The 14163-nt window shown below is 45.8% G+C and carries 12 protein-coding genes and 1 other annotated feature; of the genes, 8 read left to right on the top strand and 4 right to left on the bottom strand.

What is annotated here, in order from left to right:
• Positions 1-195 (bottom strand): helix-turn-helix domain-containing protein (locus BUB35_RS09765; protein ID WP_143158970.1); only part of this gene is annotated, 195 nt, incomplete at its 3' end.
• Positions 196-381: 186 nt separating this feature from the next.
• Positions 382-510 (top strand) — a sequence feature (ribosomal protein L10 leader region).
• A gap of 22 nt (positions 511-532) precedes the next feature.
• Here BUB35_RS09765 and rplJ point away from each other — a divergent pair.
• From rplJ to BUB35_RS09750, 3 genes are all read left to right on the top strand, one after another.
• Positions 533-1030, top strand: a complete 498-nt coding sequence (gene rplJ, locus BUB35_RS09760; RefSeq protein WP_022254768.1) for a 50S ribosomal protein L10 — start codon at positions 533-535, stop codon at positions 1028-1030.
• Between the two features lie 92 nt (positions 1031-1122).
• Positions 1123-1488 carry a 50S ribosomal protein L7/L12 gene (gene rplL / locus BUB35_RS09755; protein WP_175055107.1) on the top strand — a complete coding sequence of 122 codons (366 nt, stop codon included), beginning with the start codon at positions 1123-1125 and terminating at the stop codon, positions 1486-1488.
• Between the two features lie 356 nt (positions 1489-1844).
• A complete protein-coding gene (locus BUB35_RS09750) occupies positions 1845-2921 on the top strand; it encodes a helix-turn-helix domain-containing protein (protein WP_072851299.1) in 1077 nt (358 codons plus the stop codon).
• 108 nt (positions 2922-3029) lie between these two features.
• Here the strand turns inward: BUB35_RS09750 and BUB35_RS09745 are convergent, their stop codons facing one another.
• The 3 genes from BUB35_RS09745 to BUB35_RS09730 form a co-directional block, all read right to left on the bottom strand.
• Positions 3030-3257 carry a helix-turn-helix transcriptional regulator gene (locus BUB35_RS09745; RefSeq protein ID WP_054330420.1) on the bottom strand — a complete coding sequence of 76 codons (228 nt, stop codon included), beginning with the start codon at positions 3255-3257 and terminating at the stop codon, positions 3030-3032.
• A gap of 323 nt (positions 3258-3580) precedes the next feature.
• Positions 3581-3892, bottom strand: a complete 312-nt coding sequence (locus tag BUB35_RS09735; protein ID WP_072851295.1) for a DUF6442 family protein — start codon at positions 3890-3892, stop codon at positions 3581-3583.
• Complete coding sequence (locus BUB35_RS09730; RefSeq protein WP_072851293.1) at positions 3889-4206, bottom strand: DUF6442 family protein; 318 nt, start codon at positions 4204-4206, stop codon at positions 3889-3891. Before BUB35_RS09730 ends, BUB35_RS09735 begins: the two co-directional genes overlap by 4 nt.
• A gap of 271 nt (positions 4207-4477) precedes the next feature.
• Between BUB35_RS09730 and BUB35_RS09725 the strand changes: the two genes are divergently transcribed.
• The 5 genes from BUB35_RS09725 (at position 4478) to BUB35_RS09705 (ending at position 14162) form a co-directional block, all read left to right on the top strand.
• Entirely contained in the window at positions 4478-6964 is a 2487-nt protein-coding gene (locus tag BUB35_RS09725) for an efflux RND transporter permease subunit (RefSeq protein ID WP_072851291.1), read from the top strand.
• Complete coding sequence (locus tag BUB35_RS09720; protein WP_072851289.1) at positions 6951-10142, top strand: GLUG motif-containing protein; 3192 nt, start codon at positions 6951-6953, stop codon at positions 10140-10142. The genes BUB35_RS09725 and BUB35_RS09720 overlap by 14 nt, the downstream gene beginning before the upstream one ends.
• 153 nt (positions 10143-10295) lie before the next feature.
• Entirely contained in the window at positions 10296-11945 is a 1650-nt protein-coding gene (locus BUB35_RS09715) for an S-layer homology domain-containing protein (protein ID WP_072851287.1), read from the top strand.
• A gap of 247 nt (positions 11946-12192) precedes the next feature.
• Positions 12193-12552 carry a BlaI/MecI/CopY family transcriptional regulator gene (locus BUB35_RS09710; protein WP_072851285.1) on the top strand — a complete coding sequence of 120 codons (360 nt, stop codon included), beginning with the start codon at positions 12193-12195 and terminating at the stop codon, positions 12550-12552.
• A gap of 2 nt (positions 12553-12554) precedes the next feature.
• A complete protein-coding gene (locus tag BUB35_RS09705; RefSeq protein WP_072851258.1) occupies positions 12555-14162 on the top strand; it encodes a M56 family metallopeptidase in 1608 nt (535 codons plus the stop codon).
• Position 14163: the final 1 nt, after the last annotated feature.

The raw sequence follows: 14163 nt of genomic DNA, 5'->3' as shown, positions 1-14163 counted from the left end.
ATGCTGATTTGGATGGGAATGGGGACGTCTGGAACGGTCACGCAGGGAATCCCAAGAGCCATCATAGCGGTTTTTCCAGCGATAAATATACTGGCGGTTGGTCTTATATTTTACGGCCGCTTTGGTAACTCCATATCGTTCAGCGTATTTAATAAGTGATAGACGGTATCTCATATCTTGTGTTATACTTGCCATGCGAGGATGCTCCTTTATGTATTTTTGTTTTGTGGTGATTCAAATATAACACAAAGTGAGCCTATCCTCGCTTTTTAAATATTCAGTTGTAACACATGTATTGTAATCCTACAAAAATTTCCGAATAATCTCTAAGAGGTTATTGACAACAGCTTGACTTTGGTGTATACTGAACAAGTTGAAACGAGAAAAATCTCATATTGCCCGTAGACAGCAGGTGCCTCGTGCGTAAATCCTGCCGAGGAATTTGCTTGTTTTTAGAGCGTAAATATAAGCCTCTTTGTCTATGTGCAAAGAGGCTTTTTCATCATATTGATTACTTCGAGGAGGTGTAAACATGGCAAAGATTGAACAGAAACAAGTTATTGTTAATGAAATCAAAGAAAAACTGGAAAAGGCTACTTCCGTTGTTATGGTTGACGCAAGAGGCCTGACAGTAGAACAGGATACTGCTCTGAGAAAACAGCTGAGAGAAGCTGGCGTGGATTACAAAGTATACAAAAACACAATGGTTCACTTCGCAATCCAGGGTACACAGTTCGAAGGTCTGGACGCATATCTGTCCGGTCCCAGCACATTCGCATTCTCTTATGAAGATGCAGCTGCTGGTGCAAGCATCATCAACAAAGTTGCGAAAGATGTAAAAGAACTGGAATTCAAAGCAGGTGTTGTTGAAGGCGTTCTGTATGACGCAGCCGGCATGAAAGTAATCGCTGACATCCCTTCCAGAGATGTACTGCTTTCCAAACTGCTGGGCAGCTTCAAATCCCCTATGTCTTCCTTCGCTCGCGTTATCGATCAGATCGCGAAAAAAGGCGAAAGCGCAGCAGAATAATTCTGTGGGCGGCTGCTTAAAGGCAGCATAAATCAAGAAATAAATTACGAAAATTATACGAAAATAATCGGAGGTGCTTTAAAATGGCAAAATTGACAATCGAAGAAATCATTGCAGCTGTAAAAGAACTGACAGTAATCGAACTGAACGATCTGGTTAAAGCAGCAGAAGAAGAATTTGGTGTATCCGCAGCAGCTGGTGTTGCAGTAGTAGCAGGTCCCGCAGCAGGTGGCGCAGCTGAAGAAAAAACAGAATTCGACGTAGAACTGACAGAAGTTGGTTCCGAAAAAATCAAAGTTATCAAAGTTGTTCGTGAAGTAACAGGTCTGGGCCTGAAAGAAGCGAAAGAACTGGTTGACGGCGCTCCTAAGATGCTGAAAGAACAGGCTTCCAAAGAAGAAGCTGACGGCATCAAAGCTAAACTGGAAGAAGTAGGCGCTAAAGTTACTCTGAAGTAATTTAAAACCGAATTTCCAAAAGGACATTCTCAAAGCAACTTCACCTTAAGAAAACATTGATTTCCTTTTCTTTGATTTCTTAAGGGGAATTGCGACGGCTGTCTTCATAAGAAAACATAACAATCTAAACAAAATGAGAAAGCCAAAATCCTTATGATTACAAAGGATTTTGGCTTTCTTTGTTTTCTTATGAAGATGCCCCTGAAAGAGGATGTCCTTTTTTTGTGTCTGAAAATGTGAATGGTGCGCTATTTTTTTGCGGAATCGTTGAAAAAGGCTCCGTTGTGAGGCGGGCGGTTTTCTGGTATGCTGATTGCAGCAGGGATCTTTGCAATCGAGAAAAAGGAGATGACAGGATGATGCTGGGAAAAGTCATTCGGAAATACAGAAAAGAGCGGAATTTCACACAGGAAGAAATGGCGGAACGACTGGGCGTGACGGCATCCGCAGTGAATAAATGGGAAAGGGAGGTCACTTGTCCTGATATTGCCCTGTTGGCACCCATTGCCAGATTGCTGAAGATTTCTACAGATACCCTTTTGTCTTATCGGGAGAATCTGACGCCCAAAGAAATCAAAGAACTGATGGAAAAGACGCAGAAAATGCTGAAAGAAACCAGTTACGGAGAAGCTTTTGAATGGGCGAAAAAACAAATGGAACAGTATCCCAACTGCGAAGATTTAGTCTTGAATATGGCGGCATGTTTTGAGGCATACGCCATCACCCATGAAGTGCCAGAGGCGGAAAAGAAGGAAAAAGAAATCTGTTCCTTATATCAGTATCTGCTGGAGAGTTCAGAGGAAAGTGTGCGTATGCGGGCTGCCAGTGGATTGGTGGGATATTACAGACGAAAAGGAGAATATGAAGAAGCAGAAACGTATTTAGAGTATTTCTCCATACAGAATCCAGAACGGAAGCGAATGCAGGCGCAGATTTACGGAGAAACGGGACGCATCAAGGAGGCATACAAAGCTTATGAGGAATTGCTCTTTGCGGATTATCAGCGGATGAGTGCTATCCTCCATGGGATGTATCAGCTGGCACGGAAAGAAAATGACAGGGAACGAGCAGGAAGGCTGGCTGAAAAACAGGGAGAATTGGCAAGGTGCTTTGAAATGGGAGAATTTTATGAGGTTGTACCCCAATTGGATTTTGCGGTGTTGGAACAAAACCGAGAACTGGCTCTGGATACCATGGAAAAGGTGCTTGCCAGTGTGGCAGGAATAGGTGGTTTTCGGCAGGCATGGCTGTATGAACACATGACATTTCAGGAAATGCAGCCGGAATTATTGGCAAATATGAAAAAACAGCTGTTGCAGTCTTTTGCTGATGAGGAAACCTATGGTTTTTTGAAAGAGGAGCCGCGATGGCAGGCTTTATGTGGGAAACAGGCTGAAAACTGTGGAACAAGTGGAAAAGCAGAGGAAAAATAAAAAAATCTGTGGATAACATGTATGAAATAAAAAACATGGTGTGGATAAGTATCAATAGATAAACATAGAAAAACTGTCAGATTCCAGACGACGGAAACTGGCAGTTTTTTAGTCGAAATAAAACAAGTCTTCAAATTTTTTATCTAATGCAATGCAGAGGATCAAAGCCAGTTTTGCTGTGGGGTTAAACTGCCCTGTTTCGATGGAACTGATGGTGTTTCGGGAAACACCTACCATCTCCGCTAACTGGCTTTGCGATAAGTTTTGCTCCGCGCGGGCTTCTTTTAAGCGGTTACGGAGAATAAGTTCGTTTTTTGGTTCTTTTTCTTTTGGCATATCAGAGGATCTCCATTCCATGATTTAAGATATTGACAAATGTGATGATGGCAATACAAAGCGCAATCAGCACAAAGAGGATGTCTTTCGCTTTTCTGTGGATGCGGAAATGCTGGAAAGAACGACCGTCAAAAACAAAAGAAGTATGCTATGTAATCGCCATAAGCCCTGCCTGTGAAACAGGTTTGCAGGAAAAAGATCAAACATGCCAAAGCACTATATATCAGAATGACAATATAGGCATTTGCTTGAGCTTTCTGCTTTACGAAAGCGGCAAACGCATCCCGCAGAATATTCTCTTTTTGCCTGCAAGCGATATCCATTTAGATTCCCCCTAAATACTCAATGATGTTTGCGACACAAAGTATGGCGGCAGCCAAAGCAATGACGCCGTGATAGACTTTGCGATGACGGTAAAAAAGGAGACAATCTCTGCCGGAGATGCTTGCCCAGAAAATTGCCAGAAAGCCATCGCTGGGCAGACCTTTTATGGAATTGACAGCCACCAGAAGCAGTGTGACAGCCAGTGTGAAAATCAGGCTGAAAGAATCACTTTCTGTGCGGATTTGCTGATCCCGTTCATCTCCCAACATATTTTCTGTTTGACTGCGTTTTAAAATTTCTTCTTTATTCATTGAAATACCTCCCAATATAGCAAAAAGAGATTACCCAGACAAGTGGCAGTGGTAAGCAAACCCCAGAAGAGATCTCGTTTTTTGCGATTTTTCCAGAAAAGATAATAATACTTTGCGGCTACGCTTGCCCAGAAAATTGCTATAAAATGTTTTACCGGAAGTCCTTTTATCCAATTAAAAACCGTCAGAATAATCAAACCAAAAACAATTATGTTTTGCCCAAAGGATTCACTTTTTGCTTCAATCTGTTTTTCACGTTCATCACCATATTGGTTTTCTTCTTGACTGCGCCGTAAGATTTCGTTTTTATCCATAAAAGTGCCCCTCCTTTATGATAACATTTCCCCCGATTTTAAAAATATTTTCCTTGCCAAGTTTACTTGGTATTTTCAGCATAGCATTGCCAAGTTTACTTGTCAATACTTTTGCCAAGTTTTCTTTGCAGTGTGTTTTTTATACAAAATACATCAAATTGTCTATGGTATTTTTCCTGCAAAGCCATTATATTTTTTTTATAGATAAAATCAGGAAAGTACGTGCTGCCGTTGAGGATAAGGGGTACAGCACATAGAAACGGGTGAAACCATGAAAAAAGAAAAAGACGAGCGTTCCTTTTGGGAAAAACTGGCGACGCTCATTGTAGATAAGCGAAATTTATTCTTTCTGTTATATGGAGCAGCAATGCTCTTTTCTGTATTTGCCAGCGGATGGGTATCGGTCAATGACGACCTGACGTCCTATCTGCCGGAAGAAACGGAAACAAGGCGTGGGCTGGACTTGATGGATGAGGAATTCACCACATTTGCCACAGCCCGGGTCATGGTCAACAACATTACATATGACCAAGCGCTGACCCTATCGGAGGATTTGGAGAAAATAGAAGGCATTTCAGAAGTGGAATTTGATGAAACGGAAGGCCACTACAGAGGGGCAGCGGCGCTGTTTGATGTGACTTTTGATGGGGAAGTGGATGACGATATTTCCTTAACAGCGCTGAATGAACTGAAGGAAGAACTTGCGCCCTATGATTTGTACGTATCCACAGAAGTGGGCAATAATCGCTCCGATTTGCTGGCGGAAGAAATGAAAATGATTATGGTAGTGGCAGCGGTAATCATTGTCAGTGTACTGCTGCTTACTTCCAAAACGTATATGGAAATTCCTGTATTGCTGCTGACATTCATTGCGGCAGCAGTACTGAATATGGGAACCAACTTCTTCTTTGGAGAGATTTCCTTTATTTCCAACTCCGTAACGGTGGTGCTCCAATTGGCTCTTGCCATTGACTATGCCATTATCCTTTGTCACCGCTACAGCGAAGAACGGGTGCATATGGAACCCCGAGAGGCGACTATCACGGCACTGAGCAAAGCCATTCCAGAAATTTCAGCCAGCAGCTTGACTACCATTTCCGGTTTGGGCGCGCTGATGTTCATGCAGTTCGGCATTGGGTTTGATATGGGGAGAGTCCTCATCAAAGCCATCTTTTGCAGTCTGCTGTCCGTATTTACATTGATGCCCGGTTTGCTGATGTTGTTCAGCAAGGGCATTGATAAGACACATCATAAAAACTTTGTACCAAGTATTGACGGCTTAGGACGTATTGTTATCAAAATGCAGTACATTGTCCCACCTATTTTCCTGATTTTGCTGATTGTGGTATTTAAGTTTTCTTCTATGTGCCCCTATGCTTATGGGTACACACAGATTACTTCTTTCCAGAAAAGTGAGAATACCATTGCCGATGATAAAATCAAAGAAACCTTTGGGGGACAAAATACATTGGCAATTGTCATTCCAAAAGGGGATTATGACAGCGAGCGGGCACTGCTAGCAGATATCCAGAAGCATCCCGAAGTCAATTCGGCTTTGGGTATTGCCAACGCGGAAGCAGAAGACGATTACATGCTGGCAGACGCTTTGACACCCAGAAAATTCGCGGAAATGATGGACCTGGATGTGGAAGTGGCAAAACTCCTGTATGGTGCTTACGGCATCAAGAATGAGGAATATGGTCATGTCATTGGCAATCTGGATAATTACGAAGTGCCCCTCATTGATATGTTTTTGTTTGTCCATGAGGAAGCGGACAAAGGATATGTGGAACTGGACGATGAAATGCAGCGGGATTTGGATGACGCATACGAAAAAATCGACGATGCCAGAAAACAGCTGCAAGGGGAAAATTACTCCCGTTTGGTACTGGATTTGAACCTGCCGGAAGAAGGGGAAGAAACCTTCGCATTCCTGGATGTGCTTCGGGAAGACGTGGGAAGATATTACGATGATTTTCTGCTGGTAGGCAACAGCACCAGTGACTTTGACCTTTCCAGCTCCTTCAGCCGGGATAATGTGATGATCAGTGTCCTTTCCATTGTATTTGTCATTCTGGTACTGCTCTTTACATTCCAGTCCGTTGGGCTGCCCATTTTGCTGATATTGGTGATTCAGGGAAGTGTATGGATCAACTTCTCCTTCCCGTATTTGATGCACAGCAATTTGTTCTTCCTCAGTTATCTGGTGGTCAGCTCCATACAGATGGGGGCAAACATCGACTATGCCATCGTTATTTCCAACCGGTATATGGAACTGAAAAAACAGATGCCCCCTCACAAAGCCATCATTCTGGCATTGAATCAGGCATTTCCGACCATCATTACATCTGGTTCCATGCTGGCAGCAGCAGGGCTTTTGATTGGGTTCATGTCCTCTGACCCTACCGTTGCATCCATCGGTATTTGTCTGGGACGTGGTACCATCTTATCCATTTTCCTGGTTATGTTTGTATTGCCGGAAATTTTGCTGCTGGGGGACAAGGTTATCGAACGGACCATGTTTGCCATCAAGCCGCCGGAACTCAGTCACGAAATGGAAGGTTCCGTCCGTGTCAATGGTCATATCCGGGGTTATGTTTCCGGTACCATTGACGCGAAGGTACAGGGGGTTATCCACGGCGAAGTCCATGCCGTTGTAGATACAGAAGGCAAGAAAGAAAAGCCAAAAGAGGAACCGCCTGAGGAACAAACGGAAGAAACCGAAAGAGAGGAGGGGCAGACCGATGAAAATCAGTAAAAGAATCATATCATTACTCATGGCAGCGCTGCTGGTTTTTGGTCTGCCTTTGAGCGCCTTTGCATCCGATGGGGGAGAAATCTGCATCGCTACGGCAGAGGATTGGAAATCATTTGTGAAAAATTGTAAGCTGGATACCTGGTCTGTAGGCAAGACTGTTGTGCTGGATACAGATTTGGATTTGGGCGGCAGTTTTACGCCGGTGCCTGTGTTCAGCGGTACTTTTGACGGCAACGGACACAGCATCCATATGGGTTCTTATACATCAGCGGCTTCTGACACAGGGGTATTCCGTTATGTGAGTGAAGGTGCAGTGGTGAAAAACCTGACTGTCACAGGCACATGGGAGCCATCTGGCGGGAAAAGCGCCATTGGCGGTATTGTGGGACACAACAGCGGCACCATTGAAAATTGTATGTTCAACGGTGTGGTAGACGGCAAGAACAACATTGGTGGTATTGCCGGCATCAATGAAAACACCGGGGTCATCACGGGTTGTACCGTTCGAGGAGAAATCCGTGGGGAACACTACACTGGCGGTATTGCAGGGCAAAACCTTGGCAGCATCATCCGCTGTACCAACGAAAGCAGTGTCAATACAGATGGTGCAGAAATTGCTCCTACATTGGATGATATTGATGTGACCCATATCAACAATACGGAAAACCTTTCTGTATATACAGATACTGGCGGTATTACGGGATTTTCCTCCGGGCTTTTGCAGGGATGCAAAAACGTAGGGGAAATCGGATACCCACATGTGGGGTATAACGTAGGCGGCATTGCCGGCAGACAGTCTGGCTATCTCCACGACTGTGAAAACCGCGGCGATGTTTACGGCAGAAAAGACGTAGGCGGTGTTGTAGGGCAGATGGAACCTTACCTGATTTTGAAATTCGGCAAGGACGATCTGGAACGGCTTTCCGATGCTTTTTCGGGATTGCAGGACATTATGGACGGCATGCTGGATCATACGGAAACCACGATGGATGACGTTTCTTTCCGTCTGGACAACATTTCCGCTATGTCCGATGAAGCCAGAGAAAGCACGGACTATCTGGTACACCGGACAGAAGATTATGTGGATGATACCATTATGACTATCAATGACCTGAGTGCACGGGCAGACCGTTTCCTGGGTGATCTGGAAGATATTCTGGGAACCGGGGAGGATGTGGCAGACGATATTACAGACGCATTGAATCATCTCCATAAATCTGTAGAACGTTTGGAGGATGCAGCACAGGCTGGACAAGATGCCATCGACAGTGCCAACAGCGGTTTGACAAAGCTGGATCGTGCGGTACAGAATTACAAAGACGCATGGAAAGATGTAAACCAGAGTGTCCAAAATGTCATTGGTTCTGTGGGCAACTGGGAAGCCATGGAAGAAGCGCTGGCTGACTTGCAGGGGGATGTGACTTATCTGAAGTCTGCCGGTGACGGTGTCATTCGTGCCATCAACAACACGAAAAATGAAATGGGGGACGCACTGGACAGCGGCAGTGATATGGCTTCTGACCTGAACGGCGCTTTATCCAGACTGGAACGTTCCGTGGAACAGTTACAGGACATTCAGGATGGATTATCCGATATGGTAACAGACATGCGCTGGGCAATTCGGGATTTCCGAGAAGGCGGCGCACCTCAGTTTGCTGTGCCTGATGCGGAATATAAAGAGCAGGTGGACAATCTGCTGGATCAGACAGGTTCCATTTTCGACGAAGTGGAACAGATGACAGACGAAATGGGGGACAATGGCGACATCCTGATTTCTGACCTGCGGGCAATGAATGACCAGATGCGAAGCATCATGGATATCATGCGGGATATTTATGAAAAACTGCTGGACGATGGCGAAGAAGAAGAGATTTATGAAGATATATCAGAAGAAGTGACTTCTTCCACGGAAGGTGTCACAGAAAACTGCCGCAACTACGGCAAAGTAGAGGGTGACGTGGATACCGGGGGGATCTGCGGCGCCATTGCGGTGGAATACGACTTTGACCCGGAAGACGACCTGACAAGACAGGGGGATACTTCCCTGAATCAGCATTTCCAGACAAAAGCTGTCCTGCGGAGTTCTGTAAACTACGGAACGGTGACCGGGAAAAAAGATTATGTAGGCGGCATTGCTGGTTATATGAAGCTGGGCAGCATTTACAAATGTGAGGCTTATGGCAAAGTGACCAGCAGCGACGGCGATTATATCGGCGGCATTGTGGGCAGCTCTGACTCTGTGGTACGAAACAGTGATGCCAAAGTTTCATTGAGCGGCGGCAGCTATACCGGCGGTATTGCCGGATATGGTACAGACATCTTTGACTGCCGTGCCATGGTGGAACTGACGGATGCGGAAGAAGCGGCTGGTGCCATTGCCGGAAAAGCCGAAGGAAATGTGAAAGGCAACTACTTTGTAGACGGCGACTGGGGCGGTGTGGACGACATCAGTTTTGCCGGAGAAGCAGAGCCTATGGCATACGAAGATTTCATTGCCATAGAAGGGCTGCCGGAACGATTCCGTTCTTTCTATCTGACTTATATGGCAAACGGTGCCGTGGTGGATGATGTAGCATACACCTACGGTGAAAAAACAGACAGCAAGCCTATTCCAGAAGTGCCAAAACTGGAAGGTTCTTCCGGAAATTGGGAAGAATTGCCGGAAACTGTTACATTTGACAGAGTTATCGAAGCCGTTTACACCCAGCGGAGTTCTTCCATTGCGTCACCACAGACCAGAGGCGAAGCAATGCTTTCTATTCTGCTGGCAGAAGGCAGTTTTGAAGATGGTGCGGAAATTACCATGGAACCTGTGACTGCGGAAGACGTGGGCAGTATGGACAGCAGTAAATTCGTAGAAGGCTGGAAGGTAACATTGCCAGAAGACGGCAGCATTACGCATTTGATGCGGTACTGCATGCCGGAAGGCGGCGGACTGCTGAAGCTGTATCTGGTGAAAGATGGCGGCGCTGTGCCTTTGGATACCCAGAAAGATGGACAGTATCTGTGCTTTAACGCAGATGGTACCCAGTTTACGTTCTATGCGGAACGGACACCTTTGTGGCATGTGGTCGCGCCCATTGCCGGATGTGTAGTTCTTGTGCTTGGAGTTGTCATTTTCTGGAAAAGAGAGCGGATTAAGAATTTTGTAAAAGACAAACGGAAAAAAGAGGAGTAAAATAAAGCTGTAAGGAACGCAATGCAGCAAAGGACTTCTCTGTTTTGCGGCAACACAGACAGAAAGAAAAAGTTGTATGGACGGCAGAAAAATGCCGGTTCCATGCAGCTTTTTTTGCACAAAAGGGTTTTGGAATAAAAAGGAGGAACGGGTATGAAAGGAAAGGTCATTTTTTTGGCAGCGGCAATGGGAACCCTCTGGTCGGCAACGGCTTTTGGTGCGCAGTTTCCCGATGTGCCCACAGACCATTGGGCGTATAACGAAGTGGTGAAAGCCAGCGAGATTGGTTTCATCAGCGGTATGGATGATGGTACTTTTGGTCTGGGACAAACGGTGACAAGAGGGCAGTTTGTGTCCATGATGTGCCGGATGTTTGGCTGGGAACTGGTGGATGCCCAGAGCGGTTCTTTTGCGGATAATCAGGATGTGAACCAATGGTATTTCAAGAGTATCGAAACAGCGGCACAGCATGGGGCTTTGGATGACAGCGCCCAGAATTTCCGCCCCAATGACAATATTACCAGAGAGGAAATGGCTGTGATGCTGGTGAAAGGATTGGGCTATGACAATCTGGTGGAAACGGCGGCAGAGGCAGCTTCTCCATTCACAGATGTGACAAGCAACAAGGGATATATCAATCTGGCATATGATTTCGGCATTGTCAGCGGCAAAGGCGATGGACAGTTTGTGCCAAATGGAACAGCTACCAGAGAAGAAGCGGCAGCCATGATGCTGCGGTGCTACAACAAAATGAACAGTGATACGGACTTTGTTCATGGATTCTACGCTTTCTCTTCCTATGGGCAGAAAGATCTGGCAAAGGAAATGGACGCTGTTTCTTTTGGCTGGAGCAAAATGGAATATCGTGACGACGGAAGTATTGTGGTCAATACCCTTTATGAGAACAACAATGAATGGGCAGTGCCGGAAGGCTATGAACAGATTGTGGAAGAACTGCAGAATAGCGGTGTCCAGACCAATCTGAATGTTTTCCTGTCGGATGCCACACAGGCGCAGACCATTTTGAACAATGCGGAAAACCGCACAGCAGCAGTGAACGCCATTATGGAAGAAGTGACAGTGACTTATAAGAAACTGGGCAGAAATCCTTATGAAGGAGTCACCATTGACTTTGAAGGACTCCGCGGCAGTACATTGAAACAGAATTTCGTGGCGTTCCTGAAAGAACTGGATACAGCATTGACAGCGGAAGGAAAGAGCCTGTATGTGGCAGTTCATCCGGCAACAAAAGATGGTAGTTATTACGATGGATATGACTACAAAGCCATTGGTGAGATTGCGGACAAAGTCATTATGATGGCTTATGACTATGAGGCAAAGAATATTTCCGCTGATGTACAGCAAAGCGGCTTTACTACAACGCCTGTTTCTCCTTTTGATCAGGTATATTATGGACTCCATGCCATTACCGATGAGAATACCGGTGTGACGGACAGCAGCAAGGTCGTGCTGGGGATGAGCCCTTCTTCCAACGTGGAATGGGATCTGCAAAATGGCGTTATTGTCAACAGTCAGGGCATCGACAATGATTATGACACCTTGCAGACTTATTTGCAGAGCGGCACGAAATCCGAATATTCTGAAAAGTACCGGAATCCTTACATGACAGTGCAGGATGGAGATACCACCAAGGTTATCTGGTATGAGGACAGCCGCAGCATTCAGGATAAAATGGATCTGGCAAAAATGATGGGTGTCAATGGGGTATCTTTCTGGAGATTGGGATTGATTCCTGATGAAAATACAACGGCTTACAGTAATATCTGGAGCACCGTGAAATAAAATATGGAGATTTTCCCTGAATATTTGGGGTATAAAGAAAGCTGGAATTCTTGCGCAGGATTCCAGCTTTCCTTGTTTATCATGATTTTACGGAAATATTTTCTTTTAAAACAATGTTTTCTGAAGGAAAGACTGTTGTTTTGTTTTTTTGTATGAAAATAGAAACAAATCATTGACAAATTGGTCTATAGATTATAGACTAAAAGAAAAGAAGTCTAAAACTTATAGACCGAAAGGGGGGGATACCATGGGATACCAACTGACGGAAGCGGAAGAAAGACTGGCAGAGATTTTATGGAAGCATGTGCCCATGACCTCGGCGGAGTTGGTGAAAATCTGCGGAGAGGAAATGGACTGGAAGAAGTCTACCACCTATACCATGCTGAAAAAACTGGAGCAAAAAGGGGTCTTTGTCAATGAAAAAGGCATGATTCGGGCGGTATATACCAAAGAGGAATGGCAGGCGCAGGAAAGCAGACAATTTGTCAAAGACAGCTTCGGTGGTTCCCTGCCAAAGTTTCTCACAGCCTTTGCAAAGGGGAAAGGGCTGACGGCGAAAGAAGTGGAGGAGATGAAAAAGCTTATTGAGACATACGAGGAGGGCTGAGTATGGATGGACTGTTTCTGGAAATTTTGAATTTATCCCTTTACGGCAGTTTTGCCATTGTGGCAGTGCTGATTCTGCGGTTTTTGCTGAAAAAAAGCCCTAAGTCCATTTCTTATGGTCTGTGGCTGGTGGTATTTCTGGCACTGATTCTACCCGTGCGCATCAAGACTTCCTATAGTCCTATGCCTGTGGGGGTGGAAAGTTTTCGGCAGGAAAAGCTCTATCAAGCAGTGCCGCAAGTGGAAAGCGGGATTTCCCTCGTGGATGATTTTGTGGCAGAACGGACACCAGTGCGGAAATTGGGAGAAGAAGTTTTTCCCATGGAACGGATGGTGGAAGGGGCTTCTGTGGTATGGTTTGCGGGAACCGTGATCTTGCTGGCATACGGCATGATTTCTTCTAGGAAACTGCGGAAGAAACTGAAAAATGGGGAAAAGCTGGAACCGAATGTATATCAGGTGGAAGGACTGCCCACAGCGTTTGTTATGGGACTGCCACCCTGCATCTATCTTCCGGCGGATTTGACAGAGGAAGAACGGGAGTATGTGCTTTGTCATGAGAGAATCCATATCAAACGGCATGATATGCGCATCAAGCAAGGGGCTTTTGTCATTCTTTGTCTGCATTGGTTCAATCCGCTGGTTTGGCTGGCATTCCGGTGCATGGAAGCGGATATGGAAAGCTCCTGTGATGAAAAGGTGCTGGAAAAAATGGGGACGGACATCAAAAAAGGATATTCTCTTTCTTTGGTGCGGCTGTCGGCAGAGGAAAGATGGTTCGGTACCCCTTTGGCATTTGGGGAAAAGCCCATCAAAACAAGGGTAAAGCATATCCTTCAATACAAAAAGCCCGTTTCTGTTGTGGCAGGGCTGGCAGTTGTGGCAGCGGTGGCAGTGGGATGCGCCATTTGGAGTGCGCCGGAAAAAGTGGATGACAGCAATGACATCGCCAGAATGGAGGAAGAAAAGATTGTCTCTATGGTGGAAAGTCAGGGCAGTCATATCATTGACAGAGAAGTGATGCAAGCGACACAGCATGCTCGTGTGGATGGATTGCTGGGGGAAGGTATCGCTGTGGAAGTCTGGTCGGGAGAATGTCAATACCAGCTGGACAGCGACAAGCCTTTGCAGCTGCCGGAGGGCGTTACACAGGAAGGCGATTATCTGTATCTGGAATCGGAAAAATACGCTTTTGGGGCAATGAGTCTGCCGGAACCGGATGAAAGCGGCGTTGCGGAATTTTCCTATACAGAGGAACAGGCGGCGTTATTTGGCGTATGCTTTGGCAGCATTTATCCATACGAATTGACCATGCCGCAGGAAGAAATGGGTACCATGGTGCGGGCGCTTCTGGAGGAAAAAGGATATCTCACACCGGAAACATACCCGGGAAATCATATCATTGTGGACGTATCTCTCCATCAGCAGAAAGGATACAGTGACTGGCGGCTGCTTCTGTCCCAGCCTGTGAAACAGGGGGATGGCGGTATCTGGTGCGTGGAACGATGGAGCGATGAGTTGGGACATCTTTATTACAACTATGTCAGCGGCGCAGAAGAAGATGCTTATTATGCGGAACAGCAGGCGCAGTGCGATGAAGGGGCAAGGTAGG

Origin of the sequence: Anaerotignum lactatifermentans DSM 14214 (assembly GCF_900142265.1) — a bacterium.
Classification (GTDB): domain Bacteria; phylum Bacillota; class Clostridia; order Lachnospirales; family Anaerotignaceae; genus Anaerotignum; species Anaerotignum lactatifermentans.
This window is presented reverse-complemented; position numbering and strand designations above follow the sequence as displayed.